Raw genomic sequence first — 23,054 nt, 5'->3', positions numbered from 1 at the left:
AGAAAACAAATTGTTGGTTACAAACTAGTCAGAAGATAAAATGAGAATAAACCTTTAAGGAGGGCTTAAATCATGAAAGAAAGAGAAAGAATTTTAGAATTAGTCAGACAAGGTGTGATTTCTACTGAGGAAGCACTTGTATTATTAGAAAGTGCTGCAGCCAATCAAGGGGTAAAAGCAACACAAGTTGAGCAAGAAAATATCAAACGTCCAGTTGTAACTCCTGAAAGTGAACAGGTTGTAGAGCCAGTTACACCAGAGGTTGATCGTGATCAAGATTTTAATCAAGCCTATAAAGAAGCAGAAGCAGCGGATAAGAAACGCTTAGAAGCCTTATTAGAAGAATTAGCAAATGAAGCGTCTAAATACTCAGCACAATTAGATGTCACAAATGAAGAAATTGCAGATTTACGTGGGCAATTAGCTGTGCAGAAAGAAAAATTGTCAATGTTAGAAACAATGGAAGAACTTGAAACTTTATCAGAAGATAAAGAAGCACAAATTGAAACGGTTGAAGATATCATTGAGGATTTAGAAGATCAAATTGATGTCTTAGAAGAAGAACGTGAAGAGATTATCGAAAAACTACAAGAGATTAAAGAGCAACAAGAAGAGAGTAAAGAGGATAAAAAAGGCTTTTCTGATATTTTTGACTTACCAGAAGATTGGAAAGAGACAGCTTCTGATACGTTAAACCAAGTGGGCGAAAAAGTGACTGAAGCAGGTAGTCAGTTCGGTAAGTTTATGAAAGAAACCTTCCATTCTGTTATGGAAAATGTAGATTGGAAAGAAGTCAATATTCGTGTTCCAGGTCTGGCTTCAACTAAATTTGATCATGTCTTTACCTATCCAAATAGTGAAGCTTCTATTTTAGACATTAAAGTAGCAAATGGGGATGTTGTGTTCAAAAATTGGGATTCTTCAGATATCAAAATTGAAGCTAAAATCAAAATTTATGGTAAATCAGATATCACCAATCCATTTGAAGCTTTTCTTGAAAGAAGTACAATTGATGAAAATGATGATACGTTAACTTTCCATGTACCAAATAAACGACTTAGAGCAGATCTTGTTTTCTATTTACCAAAACGCTCTTATGATCATACTGCGATTAAATTATTAAATGGAAATATTCAATTTGATAGTTTTGAAGGTAAAGATATTTATGCGAAAAGTACCAACGGGAATATGCTATTTAACACAACCACTGCAACGATGATTGAAGCAGAAGGTGTGAATGGCAATATTACAGTAACAGATAGTGACATTCGTGATTTATTAGCGAAAAGTATCAATGGTACGTTAACTGTCAGTAGCAAACTAAAAAGTGGCAATCTTTCAACCGTTAATGGGACTGTTAAGGTCACTTTAAAGGCTGAGGATGCAAAAAAAATTGATGCAAACTCTGTGAATGGTAGTGTAAAAATCTCAGTTCCTAAGCATTTAAGTTTAGAAGGAGATGCAAAGACTAATCTTGGCAACATTCAAAGTAGATTGTCTGAAATGGAAGTCTTAAAAGAAAAAACAGATCGTACCAATAAAAAATTATTATTTAGACGTGCTGGTGAAACAGAAGCTTTACACTTAGTTTTAAGCACAACAACTGGTAATATTTTATTAAAAGATCAAACAGATAAATAAACAGATGCGTACTATTTTGAAATAGAAATAGTACGTAATTGAAAGACAACATTCATGAGATAGGAAGTGAGTATAATGAGGAGACTAACAAAATCAAATGATAGAGTATTAGATGGTGTTTTAGGTGGTATTGCTGAATATATTGGGATTGACCCTACGCTTGTCCGTGTTATATTTGTTCTTTTATCATTCTTTACAGTAGCTTTTCCAGGTATCTTTGTTTATATTGTACTGGCCATTGTGATGCCAAGTGCTTCTAGAGATGGACGAAGAGACAGAAGAGAAAATAGAAGAAGAGAGCGAAGATATTATTCTGGACCTAGATATACTTCAAGAGAATCATCAGCTTACAAAGGAGAGCATCCTTACGCTGACAACCACTCTTATCAAGATTATCGTAAAAATCAAACAACACGTAAAGAAGCAGAAAAAATAGATGAAGATGACTGGAGTGATTTCTAATGAAATTTTGGCAAGGGATTTTGATTAATGCTTTGCTATTCTTAGCACTTTCAGGCTTATTTCAACAAACCTTTTATGTGGGAAGTATTTGGATTGCGTTAGCAGCTAGTTTGGTACTAGCCATTCTAAATATGTCGATTAAACCAATCTTAATTATCTTATCACTTCCTATTACAATTATTACCTTAGGATTATTTAGTGTTATAATCAATGCTTTGATGCTACAGTTAACCTCCTTCTTTGTTGGACCTAGCTTTCAATTTGCTGGTTTTGGCACAGCGCTTTGGATTTCAATCTTGATGTCTATTGCGAATTTAATATTAGGAGATCGTAAAAAAACATATTAAATAGCTTCCAAATTTTTATCTTGGCACAGGTTTCGTCTCCTGTGCTTTTTTATGTAGTAGAAAAGGGCGTACATAAATTTACATGACTTTTATGAAGTGGCTTTTAACCAATGCTATAACATGTTAAAATGAAGAAAGATTCTGTATTTTAATTAAAAGAGGAGCGTTCCAATGAGCAATCATGTAACAGTAAAAGACCTGATTGATGCCGTACATTTAAAAGTACTTTCAGGTGAAGAAGGGATTAATCGGACAATTATCACAAGCGATGTATCCAGACCAGGGCTAGAATTGACAGGATACTTTAATTATTATCCACGTGAACGCGTGCAATTATTTGGTCGTACCGAAATTTCTTTTACAGAAAGAATGACAAGTGATGAGCGTTTACTTGTGATGCGTAGAATGTGTCAGCCTGATACACCTGCATTTATTATCTCTAGAGATATGGTACCTCCTAAAGAAATGATTCAAGCAACAGAGGAGTCTGGAATTCCTTTATTACAATCAAGATTTACAACGACAAGACTATCAAGTAATGTGACGAATTTTCTTGAAGGAAAGCTATCAAAGCGGATATCCATGCATGGCGTGTTGGTAGATGTTTATGGACTAGGTGTCTTAATTATGGGAGATAGCGGTGTAGGGAAAAGTGAAACCGCATTAGAGTTGATTAAACGAGGCCATCGTTTAATAGCAGATGATCGTGTTGAAATTTATCAACAGGATGAAACAACAGTTGTTGGCGAACCACCAGAAATTTTGAAGCATTTAATTGAAATTCGAGGAATCGGGATTATTGATGTGATGAATTTATTTGGTGCTGGTGCAGTAAGAAGCAATATGCCAATTCAAGTGATTGTTCATCTATCTCTTTGGTCAAAAGACAAAGCCTTTGATCGTTTAGGTAGTGCTGAGGAGTTTACCAGAGTTTTAAATGTTGATGTACCGAAAATAACGATTCCTGTTAAAACAGGACGTAACTTAGCGATTATTATTGAGGTAGCTGCCATGAATTTCCGTGCTAAAAGTATGGGATATGATGCAACCGCAACCTTTGAGAAAAATTTAGAAAATTTAATTGAATTAAATACAGCAGAAGATAATGAATAAAAAGATGAACATGTGGAATGGAGTTTTGTTATGATGAATGCAGTTTTAGCGGCATTAAATCCAGTTGCTTTTTCAATTGGAAAAATTGAAGTATTTTGGTATGGTATTATTATCGCAACAGGTGTTTTACTAGCGATTATTTTAGCCATTAGAGAATCAGAAAAGCGTCATATTAATGGCGATTATATTGTTGACATGATGCTTTGGGCACTGCCAATTTCGATTATTGGTGCAAGGTTATATTATGTTGCTTTTGAATGGCAATATTATGTTGATCACCCAAGTGAGATCATTGCCATTTGGAATGGTGGATTAGCTATTTATGGTGGTTTAATTGCAGGTTGTGCAACCATTTATGTGTTTACAAAGAAAAAAGGCTTACCATTTTGGCTGATGTTAGATATTGCTGCACCAAGTGTGATTATTGCGCAAGCAATTGGTCGTTGGGGTAACTTTATGAATCAAGAAGCTCATGGTGCTGAAACAACACGTAGCTTTTTAGAAGGCTTACACTTGCCTACTTTTATTATTGATAATATGCAAATTAATGGTGTGTACTATCAACCAACCTTTTTATATGAATCTTTATGGAATCTTTTAGGTTTTGTTTTGATTCTTGTTTTAAGACAAAGAAAGCAGCTTTTAAAACAGGGGGAAGTTATTTTTAGTTATATCATTTGGTATGCATTTGGTCGCTTCTTTATTGAAGGAATGAGAACAGATAGCTTAATGCTGTTTGATACAATGCGTGTTTCACAGCTTCTATCCATTGTACTTTTTGTAGGGGCAATTGGTTTATGGTTCTACCGTCGTAAAAAATATCCAACGAATCGTTACTATTTGGAAGGTGCACCCATTACAAAATAAAGGTGAAGCGAGGCGATCATTTTGAAAATAGATACCATTTTATTTGATTTTGATGGGACTGTTGCCAATACTAATCAGTTGATTACACAGTCTCATTTAGCTGTTTTAAATCAATATTATCCTGGTCAATATACTGAAAAAGATGTGATTCCATTCAATGGACCCTCTTTAGAAGAAACCTATGGTACCCTTAATCCTGCTCAAAAAGAGGAAATGATTGCCACTTTTAGAGAATATAATTTAGAAAATCATGATCAATTAATTGATCATTTTCCAGGTGTTTTAGAGGGCTTAGAGCAATTGAAGCTGGCAGGATTTAAATTAGTGATTGTCTCTATGAAATTAAGTCAAATCGTTAAAAAGGGCATGGAACAGCTAAATATGACGCATTTATTTGATGGGGTTGTTGGTAAAGAAATGACAACCAAGCATAAACCCCATCCAGAGCCATTACGTTTGGCTGCAGAATTAGTTGGGAGCCAGCTTGAAAATTGCATCATGGTTGGAGACAGCCCACAAGATATAATGGCAGGGAAAAATGCTGAAATACCTGCAGTTTTAGTTGGTTGGTGTGAAAAAGATGTATCAGTAATGAAGCAATATCAACCCGATTTAGTGATTGATTCAATGAATGATTTAATTGATTTTGTCGCAAAAAAATGAACGGTTATGAGAGAGGAAGAAAAAAATGAAACACTCAATTGCAGTATTAGGTGCAGGTTCTTGGGGAACAAGTTTAGCACTTGTTTTAGAAGAGAATGGACATGATGTACGCTTATGGGGGAATCATGTTGAACAAATGCGAGAAATCAATGAAGCGCATACCAATAAACGTTATTTACCCGATGTAACATTAGCTGCAGGAATTAAAGGCTATACTGATTTGGCTGAAGCCATTAAAGATGTGGATGTCATTTTATTTGTTGTGCCAACAAAGGCTATTCGTTCTGTTGCAAAACAAGTCAGCAGCTTATTAACAAAACCTGCTATTATTGTTCATGCAAGTAAAGGCTTGGAGCAAGATACGCATAAAAGAGTTTCTGAAATCTTAGCAGAGGAGATTCCTGTTGCATTAAGAGAAGCCATTGTTGTTCTTTCAGGACCTAGTCATGCAGAAGAAGTAGCCAATAAAGATATTACAACCATTACCTCAGCCAGTGAGAATGAAGCGGCTGCTAAATTTGTACAAGATATTTTTATGAATGATTATTTCCGAATCTATACGAATTCTGATGTGATTGGTGTAGAGATGGGCGCTGCTTTAAAAAATATTATTGCGGTTGGTGCAGGGGTTTTACATGGACTTGGTTATGGTGATAATGCAAAAGCAGCACTTATGACACGAGGACTTGCAGAAATCAGTCGATTAGGTGTCTCTTTTGGTGCAAATCCTTTAACTTTTATTGGGTTAAGTGGTGTTGGTGATTTAATTGTGACCTGTACGAGTGTCCATTCTAGAAACTGGCGTGCAGGAGATATGATTGGTCAAGGAAAAGCATTACCTGAAATACTTGAAAGTATGGGAATGATTGTGGAAGGTGTTGCAACCACCAAGGCTGCCTATGAACTAGCTGCTGAAAAAGGTGTTGATATGCCAATCACAAATGCAATATATGATGTTTTATATCAAGATGTAACAGCAAGAGAGGCCATTCTTCATTTAATGACAAGAGATGGAAAATCAGAATGAGAGGAAGAGATAAGATGACAGCGAAAAAAGTAAGAAAAGCAATTATTCCAGCAGCAGGGTTTGGTACCAGATTTTTACCAGCAACAAAAGCTATGGCAAAAGAAATGTTGCCTATTGTGGATAAGCCAACGATTCAATTTATTGTTGAGGAAGCATTAAATTCTGGAATTGAAGATATTTTAATTGTAACTGGTAAAGGAAAGCGTCCAATTGAAGATCATTTTGATTCAAACCCAGAATTGGAATTTAATTTAAAAGAAAAAAATAAAGTAGATATGTTAAAAACAGTTGAAGAAACAACTGGCTTAAATATTCATTTTATTAGACAATCACACCCTAAAGGCTTAGGTCATGCAGTTTCTTTAGCAAAAGCATTTGTTGGAGATGAGCCTTTTGTTGTTTTACTTGGGGATGATATCATGGAGGATGAAGTGCCTTTAACCAAGCAATTAATTGATCGTTATGAAGAAACACATGCATCAAATATTGCTGTAATGGAAGTGCCACATGAAGAAACTTATAAATATGGGATTATTGATCCTGAAAGAGAAGTCAGTGAAGGATTATATAATGTGCGTAACTTTGTTGAAAAGCCATCACCAGAAGATGCACCTAGTAACTTAGCAATTATTGGACGCTATTTATTAACACCTGAAATTTTTGGCATGTTAGATAAGCAAGAGCCAGGTGCTGGTGGTGAAATTCAATTAACAGATGCCATTGATGCCTTAAATAAGACGCAACGCGTATTTGCACATCAGTTTAAAGGTGAACGTCATGATGTTGGTGATAAATTTGGCTTCCTTACAACGAGTATTGAATATGGATTAAAGCATCCAGAAATAAAAGATCATGTCAAAGAATATATTATTGATTTAGCGAAAGAGCTTGAATCAGATTCAGAATAGAGTGACTTGAAGAGTCTGATATTTTGCTAGCGTTTATGGAAGCAATATACATGGTTGTGATAAAACTTTTGAGTTTTGTCACAACCACTTTTTTTTCTGAAAATAATTTATCAGACAATTTAAAAGGTATATTCCAAATGAAAATGGTATGATATGATATAAGAGAGTCAGATTTATAAAAGGGGTGATTGGTATGGTAAAAGATGAGCATAAAACTGCACGAATTATTGAATTCATACCAAATACAGAGTTTTATTTTAATCGTGGGATTATTGCTTTTCAAAAAAATAAAATTCAATTAGCCAAAAAATATTTGTTGCGTGCAGCAGATTTTTGTCAAACTGATGATGAAAGAGCGTACACACTTTGCCAGTTAGCCATTTGTCATCAACATACAGGGGAATATGCAGAATCCATTCAAATTTTAGAAGCATTACTTGAAAGTATTGATAAGGAATTTCCAGAAGCCTATTACTTTTTGGCGAATAATTATGCTTTTTTAAATGATTTTGAAAAAGCCTTAGAGGCTGTTCAACGCTATTTAAGAGAAGATCCTAACGGAGATTTTATCAATGAAGCAGAAGAATTACTAGATATGGTTTTATATGAATTAAATGAGGATTAAATGAGTAAAAAGCAGAAAATTAGACCTCTTATCCTAAAAGGTTTAAAATAGATTGAATGATTGTAATAGTAAGGAGACGGAATGAAATGGAAAATCAAGAAAAAATATATGATGTCATCATTATTGGAACAGGGCCAGGAGGAATGACTGCAGCACTTTATGCATCAAGAGCTAATCTTTCAACTTTAATGATTGATCGAGGTGTTCCAGGTGGCCAAATGATGAATACAGCTGATGTAGAAAACTATCCAGGTTTTGATAGTATTATGGGACCTGAATTGTCACAAAAAATGTTTGAGGGGTCAAAACAATTTGGTGCAGAGTATACCTATGGAAATGTGAAGCAAATTATTGATCATGAAACCTATAAAACAGTGGTTGTAGATAATAAAGAATACCTTGCACGTGCTGTGATTATTGCAACAGGTGCAGATCATCGTAAACTTGGTGTTAATGGCGAAGCTGATTATACAGGACGCGGTGTTTCTTATTGTGCCGTTTGTGATGGTGCTTTCTTTAGAGATAAAGAATTAATTGTTGTTGGTGGTGGAGATTCAGCAGTTGAAGAAGGAACTTATCTGACACAATTTGCTAGTAAGGTGACTATTGTTCATCGTCGTGATGCTTTACGTGCACAGCCTATTTTACAACAACGTGCTTTTAAAAATGAAAAGGTAGATTTTATTTGGAATGCAACTGTAGAAGAGGTTTTAGGAGATCAGCAAAAAGTAACAGATGTTCAAATTGTTGATACTCAAACAGGTGAAGAGCGTTCTATTGCTGCGGATGGTGTCTTTGTTTATGTTGGCATTTTACCGCTGTCTGAGGCTTTTAGAGATTTAGGGATTACAGATGAAGAAGGTTGGATTTTAACAAATGAAAATATGGAAACAGCAGTGCCAGGAATCTTTGCTATTGGCGATGTAAGACAAAAGGGTTTACGTCAAATTACAACAGCAGTTGGTGACGGTAGTATTGCTGGACAAGGTGTTTATAATTATGTTGAAGCTTTAAAGGAAAAAATAGCTGAATAAAGTAAAAAGGAATTGACGATGTTGTCAATTCCTTTTTTTGATAGCTTACATTTCATTAGGAGCATTTAGCCCAAGTAAACGTAAATCTTCTTTTAGAACAGTAGATACTGCTTCAACTAAAGCAATACGACCTTCTTTTTCTGGATGGTCTTCTAAGACTTTAACATTGGCATAGAAACGGTTAAAGTATTGTGCTAATTGAATACTGTGTTTTGCAATCACTGAAGGCTCTAATTTTTCATAAGATTTCATCACCGTTTCAGGGAATTCTTTTAAGACCTTGATGACTTCCCAGCTATAAGGATCTGTTAAAGCAAGTGAAGCTGCATGGTTTGGTGTTTGTCCAGCTTTACGTAAAATACTCTTAGAACGTGCATGTGTATATTGAACATAAGGACCTGTTTCACCTTCAAAACGAACCACTTCTTCAAGGACAAAGTCAAAGTTATTCATACGATCATTTTTCAAGTCATGGAAGACAACCGCACCCACACCAACATCTTTTGCAACCGCATCTTTATCTGCTAAATCAGGATTTTTCGCACTGATTTGTTCCTTAGCTAATTTAGTTGCTTCATTTAATACTTCTTCAAGTAAGACAATTTTTCCTTTACGGGTAGATAATTTTTTACCACCTTGGGTAATTAAACCAAATGGGGTATGAACCATATCATTCGACCAATCAAAGCCCATTTCTAATAAAACAGCTTTTAATTGTTTGAAGTGATTACTTTGTTCATTTCCAACCACATAAATAGATTGTGCAAAGTCATAGTTACGTTTACGGTAAAGGGCAGCCGCTAAGTCACGAGTAATATAAAGGGTTGCACCATCTGATTTACGGATTAAAGCAGGGTTTAAGTTATATTTTTCTAAATCAACAATTTCTGCGCCTCGATTTTCTTGAAGTAAATGTTTCTCTTCCATAATCTCAATGATTTCATCCATTTTATCATTATAGAAAGCTTCACCATTGTAAGAATCAAATTCAATTCCTAATAATTGATAAATATGGTTAAACTCACTTAATGATTCTTCACGGAACCATGACCATAATTCAGTGGCTTCTGTGTCACCATCTTCTAATTTTTTAAACCAAGCACGTGCTTCATCTTCAAGCTCTGTTTTTTCTTCTGCAACTTCATGGAATTGAACATATAAACGTAATAATTCTTGAATCGGCTCTGCTTTTACTTTTTCTTCATCACCCCAAAGTTTATAGGCAACGATTAATTTACCAAATTGTGTGCCCCAGTCACCTAGATGATTAATTTTAATTGGATTGTATCCAATTTTTTGGACAATATTGGCAATCGCATTACCAATGACTGTTGAACGTAAATGTCCCATTGAAATTGGTTTGGCAATATTTGGTGAAGATAGATCAATTGGAATGTTACGTCCTTGACCCACTGTTTGATTACCATATGCTGCGCCTTCTTTAAGGATGGCTTTTAAGACTTCATCACTGACCATTTCTTTGTTTAAAAAGAAGTTTAAATAGGGTCCAACTACGACTACCTTTTCAAATGCAGGGTTGCTGATTTTTTCTCCTAAATCTGCTGCGATTTGTTGTGGTGCTTTACGGTAAGTTTTTGCCAGTGAAAAGACTGGGAAAGCAATATCACCATGATCAGATGATTTTGGCTTTTCAAGCAATTGATAAATTTGCTCCTCAGATAAGACATCACCAATTTGTTCTGCTAGTGTTTGTGCAACAAGTGTTTTGTAATCCATTTTACATTCCTCCTAATATATTGTTTGTTGACGTAAAAAAAGCCCCTTTCAATCAGCTTCTGAATAGAAACAAATTGAAAGAGACGAGAATATGCCCGCGGTACCACTCTTATTGTTTACAAAAAATGTAAACCTCTTAAATCAATGATAACGGATTGACTGTATCCGAGTGATTCTATTTGCTTCAAATCACTTTCTTCAAAAGTGCGCTTCCTTTTTACGATTGTCATCTGGCTTTCACCCTCCCAGACTCGCTAAGACCTCATTAAAAAGTACTCTCTTCTTCAACGAAATTTTATGAACTTGTCCCCATTATAGCAAATTCAAATTTCATAATGCAAGCCTTTCTTGATAATTCTTTTTAAATCCAGCTATTTCCTTACCTAAGCTATGTTCTATTTCCTTTTTTTGCTATAATAAAGATAGTAGAATTTTTAATCTTAGGAGGGCACAAAATTAATGAATATTTCTAACATTCCAGTACTAACAGAGTTACAAAATGAATCTGACATTAGAGGCATTGCCATTGAAACAGAAACAAAGGTCATGAATTTAACCAATGATCGGATTGAAAGAATTGCTTATGGTTTTGCAGCTTGGTTGAAGGATATTAAAAAGCTCGCAGTTGATGATGCGCATTATCCAATTCGTGTAGCAGTTGGACATGATAGTAGATTATCCGCAAATCGCATCAAAGAAGTATTGATTGAAGGGTTAACCAATGCGAATTTTGAAGTGATTGATGTGGGACTTGCCACAACCCCATCTATGTTTATGGCTACTCAGTTTCCTGCTTATGATTGTGATGCAGCAATTATGATTACAGCCAGTCATTTACCATCTGAATATAATGGTTTGAAGTTTTTCACAAAAGATGGTGGCGCTGAAAAAGAAGATATTCAGTACATGCTAGAACATGCTGATTGGGGCTATGTTTATTGGGGAAATATGAAAGGTTTTGTGACGAAACGTCATTTATTAAAAGATTATAGTCAAGATTTAGTGCGTAAAATTCGTGAGGGAATTCAGGATGAAACTAATTATGAGCAGCCACTTAAAGGTGCACATATTGTGGTTGATGCAGGAAACGGTGCAGGCGGTTTCTTTGCGACAGAAGTATTGGAGCCACTAGGTGCAGATATTTCTGGTAGCCAATTTTTAGATCCAGATGGTCATTTTCCAAATCATATTCCAAATCCAGATAACAAAGCGGCTATGGAAAGTTTAAAACAGGCTGTGTTAGAAAATCAAGCTGATCTTGGGATTATTTTTGATACGGATGTGGATCGTTCAGCGATTATGGATAAAGAAGGAGAGAGCATTAATCGCAATGCCTTAATAGGAATGATCGCAGCAATTGTTTTAGATGAGTATCCTGGAAGTACAATTGTGACGGACTCAACAACCTCTAATCATTTGGAAACCTTTATCAATGATTTAGGTGGCAAACAGCATCGTTTTAAACGTGGTTATCGAAATGTAATTAATGAAGCCATTGCGTTAAATGAAAAAGGGATTTCGTCTGAAATAGCGATTGAAGTGAGTGGCCATGCAGCCCTAAAAGAAAATTATTTCTTAGATGATGGGGCTTATTTAGTGGCAAAATTATTGATTCAATATGCCCATTTATTGAAAAAAGGGCAGTCATTAACTGATTTAATTGCTTCTTTAAAAGAGCCAGTTGAAAGTGAAGAAATTCGTATTCAAATTAATGCATCAGACTTTAAATTATATGGTCAAAATGCTTTAGAAGATTTTCGTGCATTTGTCAAAAATACAGCTGATTTTGCTTTAGAACCAGTTAATCATGAAGGGGTTCGTGTCAATCTTTCAGATGAGATAGGTGGTGGCTTTATCTTATTGAGAATGAGTTTACATGAGCCAGTGATGCCAATGAATATTGAAGTCGATACAGCAGGTGGTTTTACACAAGTGATGAACTTGTTACAACCATTTTTTGCAGCACATGAGAAGCTTGTGATTCCTGAAGCGTAGCTATTAAGAGGCAAGATGCTTGTAGTCTGCAGCCATTAAGTTTACACTAATAGCGTAAACGACTAGCTTTTAAGGAGGAAACAACATGACAGTTATTTCAGAACCAAGTAAAACGTTTCGTAATGGTGTAAAAATTCCTCAATTGGGATTTGGTGTTTTTTTAGTGAAGGAAAGAGAAGAATTAGATAAAGCGTTGAATAAAGCCTTAGAAGTAGGCTATCGTCATATTGATACAGCGATGATTTATCAAAATGAAGCTTTTGTTGGTGAAGTGGTTAAGAATAGTAGCATTCCTCGTGAGGATTTATTTATTACTTCTAAGGTTTGGAACTATGATCATGGCTATGAAGAAACAAAAGCAGCCTTTCAAGCAACTTTAGATCGTTTAGGAACAGATTATTTGGATTTATACTTGATTCACTGGGCTGCTCCTCATTATATTGAAACCTGGAAAGCCATGGAAGAATTATATGAGGCTGGGAAAATTAAAGCCATTGGGGTATCAAACTTCCAAATTCATCATCTAGAAGATTTAATGGCACATACAACAATTAAACCAATGATTAATCAAATTGAAACACATCCTGAATTTCCACAAAATGAGTTACATGAATTTATGCAAGAACATGGTATTATTCATGAGGCATGGGGACCATTAGGTCAAGGGAAAAATGATTTGTTGAATCAGCCTGTTTTAAAAGAAATTGGTGAAAAATACGGGAAAACACCTGCACAAGTTGTTTTAAGATGGCATATTGAGCGTGGCGTCGTTGTGATTCCTAAATCTGTAACACCAAGTAGAATTGCTGAAAATGCAGCAATCTTTGATTTTGCTTTAACAACAGAAGACATGGCACGTATTTCAACATTAGATACAAATACACGTTATGCAACAAGTCCAGATGATCAAGAGTTTTTAGCAAAGACATCAGTAAGACCTGAAGCTTAAATAAAAAAATTCCATTACAGTATTGTGTACTGTAATGGAATTTTTTCTATTCAGTTACTTCTTCAGATGGTTCTGATAGCGCCACCTTTTTCTTCGGTGCCTGTTTGATATCAATATAATCTAAAGAGCTTTTTCCAGCTTTTTGAACCGTGAAGATATAACCTTCATATTCAATCTGTTCGCCTTCACTAATATCATATTGCTCATTCATCATCCAGCCGCCAATTGTATCAACATTTTCTTCATCGATTTTTAATCCCAATAAATCATTAATTTCATCAATGAGAACACGTGCGCTGACCATATAATGATGTGGAGCAAGTTGATTGATTTCTGGAAGTTCATTGACTTCATAGTCATCATAGATATCTCCAACAATTTCTTCGACAATATCTTCCATAGAAATTAATCCGCTTGTACCACCATATTCATCCACTAAAATAGAAATTTGGTTACGCTCTTTCTGCATTTTTAACAGAATTTCCTTAATAGGAATGGTTTCAATGACGGATGTAATTGGGCGAATAAATTCCTGCATATCAAAATGAGAAACTAAACCAGAATCCACATATTCAACATAAGCAGCAAAGATTTCTTTTGTATTTAAGACCCCAATAATATTATCTTTGTCACCATCAATCACAGGGTAGCGGGTATAACGCTGTTCTTTTACTAATTGACCAATTTCTTGTAAAGTCATATCAATTGAAACGACCGCTATTTCAGTTCTAGGAATCATAATTTCACGACTCATACGATCATCAAATTCAAAGACATTTTCAACAAATTGATATTCTTCATGGTTGATTTCACCACTTTTTAAGCTTTCACTCATGATGATACGAATTTCTTCTTCAGAAACACTTTCATCTTCATTGACACTTTTCATTCCAAACATTCGTGTGATAATATTGGCTGTACCATTAAGGACGAATACAATTGGGTACATTAATTTGTACCAAATTTGCAAAGGTCTAGCAATGGATAAACCAATCTTCTCCGTTTTGTTAATCGCGAAGTTTTTAGGAACCAATTCGCCAATAATCACCTGTACAAATGTTAAAACAGTAAATGAAACAGCTACTGAAATCACCGTTGTAACAGATTGTGATAAGGGAAATCTAACAAATAGGGGATCAAACAACATTCTAAATGTTGTATCACCTAGTGACCCTAAAACAAGAGAGGTAATACTGACACCTAATTGAGTAGCAGATAGATAGGAATCTAAATGTTGGGTCATATTTTTTAATAGAATGGCATTTTTATTACCATTCTCGATTAATGTATCTAAACGAGAGATACGGATTCGCACTAAAACGAACTCAGACATTACAAAAATAGCTGCAATGGCCAAGACAACGAAAAAGACGATTAAACTTGTATTTAATGACAAATGTGTGCTTGCGAATAACGCAAGCTTCACCTCCTTGATTTTAACTGTACATTTGCATAGCCAACTTAAATGGAAGGCGCTGCATTTTCTTAAGAGAAAATGAACATGCTATCAAAGAGCTGCGTTTGATCAATTATATTTACATCCTATTAGGAGCGATGTTTTATGAATGGTTTCGTTGACCAAAAGATACTCTTTGAAAAGGTTCTCTTGGTCCGCTAACTTCCAGGTTCTTTGCTCTGCCCCAAAGGATTTCACCTCACTTGTTTCTAATAAAATTTATTCCTTCACCTGCTAAAGGTGGTTACTCATTATTTTAGCAGAAAAAGAGAGAGAACACTAGGTTTTTTCTTGATACCAGTCTAGAGACCGATTTCCTTATTTGGTATTTTTTTGATAGAATAGAGATAGTTTAAAATAAGCGTAACCAGACAACAGATTATAAATTAAAGGATGATATCCAATGAAAGATAAAACTTTTTTAGAAAGCTTAAAACAATTGATCAAAACATTTGGTCATTGGCTTTTTCCAAAATTAAAAAAATTGCATCACTGGCGAAAAAGAACATGGAAAAAATACCATATTCATAAAATATTTACTTTAGCTGTTTTAACAGCAATTTTAGCTTTAAGTATCTATTTATTAGTTTTGGCAAAAACAGCCAATGTTTCTGCGCTTAAAGCGGCCTTAGAAACAAGTACCACGGTTTATGATGAAAAGGGTGAAGAAGCAGGTACACTTTATGCCCAAAAGGGTGAATTTGTAAAGTTAGAGCAAATCTCACCACTGATTAAAGATGCGGTTGTTTCTACAGAAGATAAGCGTTTTTATGAACATAGCGGATTTGATGTGATGGGAATTGGTCGTGCAGCGGTTGGGTATCTGACAAAGGGTGGCATTACAGGTGGCGGAAGTACCTTAACCCAGCAACTAGCAAAAAATGCCTTTTTAACTCAAAAACAAACCATTTCTCGTAAAGCTGAAGAGTTATTTTTAGCGATTGAAATAGAGAAGAAGTATACAAAGGATGAGATTCTTGAAATGTATCTCAATAATGCTTATTTTGGTAATGGGGTTTGGGGTGTGGAAGATGCCTCAAAAAAATATTTTGGTAAATCAGCCAGTGAGGTCAATCTGTCTGAAGCAGCAATGATTACTTCCATGTTGAAATCACCAAGCTATTATAATCCAATTGATAATTTGGAGCATGCCATTGAGAGAAGAAGTGTTGTGCTTGATCTCATGCAAACCAATGGGAAAATCACAGCAGAACAAGCCAATGAAGGGAAGAATACACCTGTTTTATTAGCAGATTCTTATCAAGAAACAAATGGCTATCGCTATCCTTATTACTTTGATGCAGTCATTGATGAAGCGATTCAAAAATATGGCATTAAGGAAGAGGATATCTTAAATAAAGGGTATAAGATTTATACAAATTTAAATCAGGATTATCAACAACAGTTGGAAGCTGTTTATGAAAACCCTGGTAATTTCCCTGAAAATGCAGCAGATGGGGTGCTCGTTCAGAGTGGAACAGTCATGATGGATCCTAAAACAGGTGGTGTTTCTGCTTTAGTTGGTGGTCGTGGTGAGCATGTTTTTAGAGGATTTAATCGCGCTACTCAGACGAAGGTACAACCAGGTTCGACCTTAAAACCGATTACGGTTTATGGACCAGCCTTAGAAAATAATTATGAAATTGATTCAATGCTACAAGATAAAGCCGTTTCTTATGGATCTGACCATTATACACCAGAAAATTCAACCAAAGAATATCAAGGAGAGGTGCCTCTATATGAAGCTGTTTATCAAAGCTTGAATGCGCCAGCTGTTTGGTTATTAGATAAGATTGGTTTAGATAAAGGGGTCAAATCTGCTGAGAAATTCGGCATTCCTTTAGAAAAAGAGGATGATTATTTAGGACTTGCTTTGGGAGGCTTGACAACAGGTGTCTCTCCAATGGATATGGCCAGTGCTTATACAGCTTTTGCTAATGGTGGGATTCGTTCAGAGGGCTTCTTAATTACAAAAATTGTGGATGCAACGGGAGCTGTTATTGTTGATAATGAGCCAAAACAAAATCGTGCGATTTCAGAAAAAGCTGCTAATCAAATGACTAGCATCTTAATTGGCTCATTTAATGATGGCATTGCCAATAGTGCAAAACCTTCACAATTTACGGTAGCAGGAAAAACAGGAAGTACTGAGTTAACTTTTGATAGTCAATATGGGACAAAAGATCAATGGGTTGTTGGTTATACACCAGATGTTGTAACTGCAACATGGCTTGGATTTGATCAGACTGATGCCAACCACTTTGTTCCTGGTATTAGTATTGATGGTGTGTCTGTGACCTTTAGAGCAGTTATGGCAATGGCACTGCCTTATTCACCTCAAACACCATTTTCTGAACTAGATGCAACAACCTTGTCAGAGGAGAAAAAAGAATCAGAAAAAAATAGTGGACTATGGGATGATGTGAAAAATGGCTTAGACTATTGGGGTGGCAAATTTAAAGAAGGTCTAGATGGTGCTGGAGAAAAAGCAGGAAATCTATGGGATGGCATTGTTGATTTCTTTAACAATTAAATAATCTGTGATAGCGATTTAAAAATAAGTCGAAAAATGTTATAGTAGTAATAGCAAAATAATAAATAATAAAGGACGTGCCTAAACATGACAAACGTTTATGATAGTGCCAATCAAGTAGAAAAAGATTTAAGAGCAACAGATGCTTATATCGCATTAAAAGAAGCCTATAAAGTTGTGAGTGCAGATAGTGAAGCAGGAGAGCTATTCAAAAAATTCCAAGGTATCCAAATGTCATTTCAAGAAAAACAAATGACTGGCCAAGAAATTTCTGATGAAGAAATTCAAGAAGCACAGGAATTAACAACAGTGGTTAGTGCTAATGAAAAAATTAATGCATTAATGAATTGTGAACAACAAATGAGCGTGATTGTGAATGATTTAAATAAAATTATTATGAAACCAATCCAAGAATTATATCAAGGTGCGGCTGAATAATAGGTATATAAAAAGAGAGTTCATCTGTCATTAAAAGGTGAGCTCTTTTTTTACGAATCATCAAGAGGAATAGAGGTGAATGACATGATTCGTATGCTTCACGCAGGAGATTTACATTTAGATAGTCCATTTACAAGTTTAAAATATTTTCCAGAAAATCTATGGACACAAGTTTATGAATCGACTTTTGATTCTTTCCATCAAATTGTTCAGCTGGCCATCACTCAGCAAGTAGATGTTGTCATTTTAACAGGAGATATTTATGATGGTGCTGACCGTAGTGTGAAGGCACAAGCAAGGTTGATTAGAGAGCTAGAGCAGCTAGGGAATGCTCAAATCCCTGTTGTGATGATTCATGGCAATCATGATCATTTAGCTGGTGAATGGTTGAATTTGCCATTTCCAGAAAATGTTTATTTATTAGGTCCAGAAGTTGAAACCATCCAGTTATCTTTTGAAAATGGCGAAACAGCTTGCTTTACAGGCTTTAGCTATGCCCAGCGAGCTGTTCATGAAAGAATGATTACACAATATCCAGTCAAAAATGCTCAGGTAGATTATCAAATCGGTTTGTTACATGGCAATCTTGAAGGCAGCCAGTCTGGTCATAGTCCTTATGCACCTTTTACAATTGCTGAACTACTTGAAAAGAAATATGATTACTGGGCTTTAGGGCATATTCATCAGCGAAAGGTATTGCATGAATTACCTGCTATTGTTTATTCAGGAAATATTCAAGGAAGAAATAAAAAAGAAGTTGGGGAAAAGGGCTGTTATTTAGTTGAATTAAGCCCTCATGATTGTCGCCTTGTGTTTCATCCAACAGCCCCCATCATTTGGCAGGAGCTTTCCATCGATTGTGCAGAAATCAGTGGGATAAAAGGAATTTATTTGATGCTTTCTGAAGCGCTAGAAAAGCTTGAGCAAGAGGGGAAAAATAAGCTTTTAAAAGTGATTTTGAAACATGTTGAATTATCAGATCCCCAAGAGCTAAAGGCACTTAAAAATGGGGAGCTATTGGCAGCCTTTCAAGATGGGCAGCAATTAAAGCAACCTTTTATTTGGATGTATCAATTAGAAATAGAGGAGCAAGAAGCGCTGAGTGAGTTTGGAACAGCCTATTATCAAGTGGAGTGGGAAAAAATGTTGAAGGAATTAACCACTGAAGCCACATTTGAGCAGTTAGCTGCGCCACTATTTGATCATCCCAATCATCTGCCATTTTTAGAGGCTTTATCAATTGAGGAAAAAAATGAAGTGATTGCCCATAGCAAGCAACTTATCTTACAGCAATTGTCAAAGAAAAAAAGAGGTGATCTACGTGAAGATTTGTAGCCTTCATATTGCTGGATTTGGAAAATGGCAAAATAAAGATTTTACAGACTTATCCAATTTACAGTTTATTTATGGAGAGAATGAAGCTGGGAAATCAACAATTATCGCTTTTATTCATAGTATCTTATTTGGTTTTCCATCTAATAAAGGGCATGGGAAATCTTTTGAACCAATGAATGGACAGGTTTATGGAGGCTCTCTCATCATAGAACATCCTGTTGCAGGAAAGGTTAAAATTGAACGCTTCAAGCAAGGTAGTGGACAGCAATTAACGGTCTTTTTTGATGATGGCCGAAAAGCTGGCGAAAAAGCGTTAAATCAGTTGTTAAATGGTATTGATCAGCAGCAGTATCTTCGTATTTTTTCATTTGATTTGTTTGGTATTCAAAAGGTTCATCAGGTGCTAGAAAAAGATTTGAATCGGTATTTTTTATCCATTGGGATGACAGGTTCTGATAATGAAATGCAGGTTGCAGATGCTTTTTTGAAAAAAGGTGAGCAACTATATAAACCTAAAGGTAGAAATCCTGAGTTAAATCAGCAGGCACTTCAATTGAAAAAGATGAAACAACAGCTTCAAATTGCAAAAGAAAAAAATGCGCAATATATGGTTTTATTTAAACAAAAATTAGCAAGTAATGAAGGCCTTTTAAAGGAACAGCAAGGGCTTCAGCAGCTGAATCAACAGCTCGTTACATTGACTGATTTAGCTGAGTATTGGACGACTTATGAAGAATATCTTGATTTAAAGGCTGAATTGGATAAGCATGCGGCTTTGCTAGTTGATGAAGAGGATGTAGCTCATTATCAGCATTATCAGCAGCAATTACAAAATCTCACACTACAGCTAGCTCACTTAAAGGAACAAGAAATTGCGGTGAGTGAAAAATTTGATGGTAAGCCAGTCATGGAGCAAGCGCAATTGGAGTTGTTACAAAGAAAAATAGAAGAATGGCCAATGATTCACCAAAAAGAAGAAGAAATGAAGCTTGCTCGTGAGAAATTAGGACAGTTAGAAAATGTTAAGACAAAAGAAGCTTATCAAGCCAATCTTAATCCTAATTGGGAAGGATTAGAGGTGGCTTTAACACCTGAATTATTAAAACATATTCGATTGACCAACAATCAATTAAAAGCGTATCAGCAGGAATATGAGCTCTCTCTCTTAAAACAACAACAACATCTTGAAAAGAGCACAACCATTCAGGAACAAATCACACGATTAGAACCGCAGCTTGTCAGTAAAAAACAATTGGCTATTGCAAAAGAGTTATTTGAAAAAGATGATAAACGAGCCAAATCGCGTATGATAGAAAATAAGAGGCATCAACAAGCCAAACCATTATTAAATCAGCAAAAGCTTGGTTATGTAGGAATAGGTCTATCAATTGTTTTCTTATTGTTGGCTTTTGTATTGCTAAAAGGATCTATGAAATATGGCAGTTTGTTTATTTTTGTGGTAACAGGAACTCTCAGTGTCATATCTTTGTTGAAAAGCAAGCAGGCAACGAGATCAGAGACTATCGTCGATGGTGTACCCAGTCATGAAATTTATCAGCGACAACTTGCTGATCGCACCCATTATCAGCAGTTAAACAGTCAATTAGATGAGTTACAAGCAGCGCTTGAAGTGACTAATGTTCAGTTAATGGAATTGAATGAAAAAAAAGATGTCCTTGCTAAGGAGCTTACACAATTGAAAGTAAGCTTGGCTTTACCTGAGGCTGTAACGAATGATGAGCTAGAGGAAAAAGTGACGATTCTTTTACATTTACAGCAACTCATATTAGAACAAGTAACCTTGAAAGCACAGCTTCAAAAAAATGAAAAGGTTGTAAATCAGTGGTTACATCAATGTGAAATAATGACTGCATCATTTACACTTGATTGGTCTCAGCCAGCTGCTAGTATTGAAAAGCTACGTTATTTAATAGAGCGACAAAAAGAAACACAATTCGCTAGCGTAGGAAAAAATAGACAGCGGGAACAAATCAGCAAACAAAAAGCTGAGTTAGAAGAGCAACAACAGCAATTGACTCAATGGTTAGCTGATTTCTTTGTTAGTCACCAACTTCAAAATGAAGCCGCCTTTTTTAATGAACAAAAACGTTTGGCAATCACATTAGAACAAACAACTCACTATCAGGTATTAGCACAACAATTAGAAGCAAGATTGCCTTTACTAGTAAGTTATCAAAGCTTAGCCAGTTTGAAAGAAGAAATGACAGTGATTCAACAAAAAATAAAAGTAGCGAATCAACAACTAAATAATCACTTAACAGAAAAGGCCCAACTTGAAGTTGCTTTGGAGCAATTAGAGGAAGGAAAGCATTATACACACTTGTTGCAGCAGTATGGGAATCAAAAAGAGCAATTCCGAGAGAAAGCTAAAACTTGGCTTAGCTATCAAGTAGCAACCTATATGATTGAGCAGACATTGGCATTTGGTAAAGAAGAGCAATTGCCTAAGACCTTGCGAACAACAGAAAAAATATTGCACCAATTGACCAATGGCAAGTATCAAAAGCTGTCATTTCAAGAAGAACGCTTTGTCATCCAAGACAATTTAGGTAATCATTGGCGAGCTGTTGATCTATCACAAGGCACTTCAGAACAATTGTATTTGGCTTTACGGTTAGCTTTTATTATTAATTTAAGTGATACCCTTCAATTGCCAATCATGATTGATGATGCCTTTGTTCATTTTGATCAGCAACGAAAAGCAGCAGCTTTTGAGTTATTGATTGAACTGAGTCAGAAACATCAAATCTTTTACTTTAGTTGTCAAAATGAAAATGAGCAATTCTTTAAGGAAGAGCATCAAATCCATTTATCTATTTCAGACTAAAAATGGTTTATTGTGGCAACACATCAAAAGATTAGGTACAATGAAAGAAAAGCGACATGAAAAATCAGAGGTGATAAGAGAATGGAAAAGAAAATTTTTGAATACAATAAAGATGAAAATTTTGATCTCTATTTGTTGATAAAAAATGCAGATATTAGAATAGCTAAAAATGGTAAAAAATTTATTGCTTTTACTTTTCAAGATACGTCTGGTCAAATTGATGGGAAGTATTGGGATGCTTCAGAAGAAGATACGCAGCAATTTTTAGCTGGTAAAGTTGTACGAATTGGTGGGAAAAGAGAATTATATCAAGGAAACCCACAAGTTAAAATTTTCCATATTCGTCTAGCTAAAGAAAATGAGCCAAGTAATCCTGAACTCTATTTAGAGAGAGCTCCTTTATCAAAGGAAGAAATGGTTGAAGAGATTAATCAAACTTTATTTGATATTGATAATGCGAATATTCAACGTGTTGTACGTTATTTACTCACGCAATATCATCAAGAGTTTTTTCAACATCCGGCTGCTAAAAAAAATCATCATGCTTATGCAGGAGGGCTATCTCATCATACAATTTCAATGCTACGTTTAGCAAAAGCCATCTGCGAGTTGCACCCAGAATTAGACAAGGCGTTATTATATGCAGGTGTGATTTTACATGACTTAGGTAAAGTTTTTGAGCTATCAGGAGCATTGGCAACAGAGTATACATTAGTGGGTAACTTAGTTGGCCATATTGTAATTGTAGATGAAGAAATAACAAAAGCTTGTTTAGCTTTAAAAATTGATGATAAAACAGAGGACATTTTGACTTTGAAACATTTGGTTCTTTCACATCATGGTCAACTAGACTATGGTTCGCCAGTTAGACCACGTATTAGAGAAGCTGAGGTATTACACCAAATTGATAATTTAGATGCTTCAATTAATATGATGAATGATGTTTTAAGTCGAACGGAGTCAGGAAGCTTTTCTGAACGTGTTTTTGGTTTAGATAATCGCTCATTTTATAAGCCAACCATGTCTGAGTAGTAAAAAAAGACAACTTTTACAAATTGTAAAAGTTGTCTTTTGCT

19 protein-coding genes and 1 other annotated feature are annotated in these 23,054 nt (G+C 35.3%); of the genes, 17 read left to right on the top strand and 2 right to left on the bottom strand.

The features are described from left to right. Positions 1 to 72: 72 nt before the first annotated feature. The 10 genes from liaX to trxB all read left to right on the top strand — a co-directional run bounded on the left by liaX (position 73) and on the right by trxB (position 8,687). Entirely contained in the window at positions 73 to 1,641 is a 1,569-nt protein-coding gene (liaX, locus tag BMW29_RS02545) for a daptomycin-sensing surface protein LiaX (RefSeq protein WP_092649989.1), read from the top strand. A 75-nt stretch (positions 1,642 to 1,716) separates the two neighbouring features. Then, positions 1,717 to 2,103: a PspC domain-containing protein gene (locus BMW29_RS02540; protein WP_425431582.1), complete on the top strand. Its 387-nt coding sequence runs from the start codon at positions 1,717 to 1,719 to the stop codon at positions 2,101 to 2,103. Next, positions 2,103 to 2,450, top strand: a complete 348-nt coding sequence (locus BMW29_RS02535) for a phage holin family protein (protein ID WP_092649987.1) — start codon at positions 2,103 to 2,105, stop codon at positions 2,448 to 2,450. The genes BMW29_RS02540 and BMW29_RS02535 overlap by 1 nt, the downstream gene beginning before the upstream one ends. 171 nt (positions 2,451 to 2,621) lie before the next feature. Further along, a complete protein-coding gene (gene hprK / locus BMW29_RS02530; RefSeq protein WP_092649985.1) occupies positions 2,622 to 3,563 on the top strand; it encodes an HPr(Ser) kinase/phosphatase in 942 nt (313 codons plus the stop codon). A gap of 33 nt (positions 3,564 to 3,596) precedes the next feature. Next, positions 3,597 to 4,430: a prolipoprotein diacylglyceryl transferase gene (gene lgt, locus BMW29_RS02525; protein ID WP_092650336.1), complete on the top strand. Its 834-nt coding sequence runs from the start codon at positions 3,597 to 3,599 to the stop codon at positions 4,428 to 4,430. Between the two features lie 21 nt (positions 4,431 to 4,451). Further along, a complete protein-coding gene (ppaX, locus tag BMW29_RS02520; RefSeq protein ID WP_177165651.1) occupies positions 4,452 to 5,093 on the top strand; it encodes a pyrophosphatase PpaX in 642 nt (213 codons plus the stop codon). 25 nt (positions 5,094 to 5,118) lie between these two features. Continuing rightward, on the top strand, positions 5,119 to 6,120 hold the full coding sequence (locus BMW29_RS02515) for an NAD(P)H-dependent glycerol-3-phosphate dehydrogenase (protein WP_092649981.1): 1,002 nt from the start codon (positions 5,119 to 5,121) through the stop codon (positions 6,118 to 6,120). A 14-nt stretch (positions 6,121 to 6,134) separates the two neighbouring features. Further along, on the top strand, positions 6,135 to 7,028 hold the full coding sequence (gene galU, locus BMW29_RS02510; RefSeq protein ID WP_092649978.1) for a UTP--glucose-1-phosphate uridylyltransferase GalU: 894 nt from the start codon (positions 6,135 to 6,137) through the stop codon (positions 7,026 to 7,028). A 193-nt stretch (positions 7,029 to 7,221) separates the two neighbouring features. Further along, the gene (locus tag BMW29_RS02505; protein WP_092649976.1) at positions 7,222 to 7,653 is read left to right on the top strand and encodes a tetratricopeptide repeat protein; all 432 of its coding nucleotides are present in this window, start codon (positions 7,222 to 7,224) and stop codon (positions 7,651 to 7,653) included. Between the two features lie 86 nt (positions 7,654 to 7,739). Further along, the gene (gene trxB, locus BMW29_RS02500) at positions 7,740 to 8,687 is read left to right on the top strand and encodes a thioredoxin-disulfide reductase (RefSeq protein ID WP_092649974.1); all 948 of its coding nucleotides are present in this window, start codon (positions 7,740 to 7,742) and stop codon (positions 8,685 to 8,687) included. A 45-nt stretch (positions 8,688 to 8,732) separates the two neighbouring features. On the opposite strand, the gene argS is transcribed toward trxB, so the two are convergent. Next, positions 8,733 to 10,424, bottom strand: a complete 1,692-nt coding sequence (gene argS, locus BMW29_RS02495; RefSeq protein ID WP_092649972.1) for an arginine--tRNA ligase — start codon at positions 10,422 to 10,424, stop codon at positions 8,733 to 8,735. 76 nt (positions 10,425 to 10,500) lie between these two features. Beyond that, positions 10,501 to 10,721 (bottom strand) — a binding site (T-box leader). A gap of 162 nt (positions 10,722 to 10,883) precedes the next feature. On the opposite strand from argS, the gene BMW29_RS02490 reads away from it, so the two are divergent. Together BMW29_RS02490 and BMW29_RS02485 are read left to right on the top strand one after the other, a co-directional pair. Continuing rightward, the gene (locus BMW29_RS02490) at positions 10,884 to 12,419 is read left to right on the top strand and encodes a phosphohexomutase domain-containing protein (protein ID WP_092649970.1); all 1,536 of its coding nucleotides are present in this window, start codon (positions 10,884 to 10,886) and stop codon (positions 12,417 to 12,419) included. Between the two features lie 85 nt (positions 12,420 to 12,504). Beyond that, positions 12,505 to 13,368 (top strand): aldo/keto reductase, encoded by an 864-nt coding sequence (locus BMW29_RS02485; protein WP_092649968.1) that lies wholly within the window; start codon positions 12,505 to 12,507, stop codon positions 13,366 to 13,368. Between the two features lie 46 nt (positions 13,369 to 13,414). Here BMW29_RS02485 and BMW29_RS02480 read toward each other — a convergent pair whose 3' ends face one another. Next, positions 13,415 to 14,764, bottom strand: coding sequence for a hemolysin family protein (locus BMW29_RS02480; RefSeq protein ID WP_092649966.1), 1,350 nt, complete (start codon positions 14,762 to 14,764; stop codon positions 13,415 to 13,417). 463 nt (positions 14,765 to 15,227) lie between these two features. Here BMW29_RS02480 and BMW29_RS02475 point away from each other — a divergent pair, with 463 nt between their 5' ends. From BMW29_RS02475 to BMW29_RS02455, 5 genes are all read left to right on the top strand, one after another. Beyond that, the gene (locus BMW29_RS02475) at positions 15,228 to 17,357 is read left to right on the top strand and encodes a PBP1A family penicillin-binding protein (RefSeq protein WP_092649964.1); all 2,130 of its coding nucleotides are present in this window, start codon (positions 15,228 to 15,230) and stop codon (positions 17,355 to 17,357) included. 87 nt (positions 17,358 to 17,444) lie between these two features. Then, on the top strand, positions 17,445 to 17,795 hold the full coding sequence (locus BMW29_RS02470) for a YlbF/YmcA family competence regulator (protein ID WP_092649962.1): 351 nt from the start codon (positions 17,445 to 17,447) through the stop codon (positions 17,793 to 17,795). 84 nt (positions 17,796 to 17,879) lie between these two features. Next, positions 17,880 to 19,130 carry a metallophosphoesterase family protein gene (locus tag BMW29_RS02465; protein WP_245706220.1) on the top strand — a complete coding sequence of 417 codons (1,251 nt, stop codon included), beginning with the start codon at positions 17,880 to 17,882 and terminating at the stop codon, positions 19,128 to 19,130. Continuing rightward, positions 19,117 to 21,978, top strand: a complete 2,862-nt coding sequence (locus BMW29_RS02460) for an ATP-binding protein (protein ID WP_177165650.1) — start codon at positions 19,117 to 19,119, stop codon at positions 21,976 to 21,978. Before BMW29_RS02465 ends, BMW29_RS02460 begins: the two co-directional genes overlap by 14 nt. Positions 21,979 to 22,059: 81 nt before the next feature. After that, positions 22,060 to 23,010 carry a 3'-5' exoribonuclease YhaM family protein gene (locus BMW29_RS02455; protein WP_092649956.1) on the top strand — a complete coding sequence of 317 codons (951 nt, stop codon included), beginning with the start codon at positions 22,060 to 22,062 and terminating at the stop codon, positions 23,008 to 23,010. Positions 23,011 to 23,054: the final 44 nt, after the last annotated feature.

The organism is Isobaculum melis, assembly GCF_900111355.1.
GTDB classification, from domain to species: Bacteria; Bacillota; Bacilli; order Lactobacillales; family Carnobacteriaceae; genus Isobaculum; species Isobaculum melis.
This window is presented reverse-complemented; position numbering and strand designations above follow the sequence as displayed.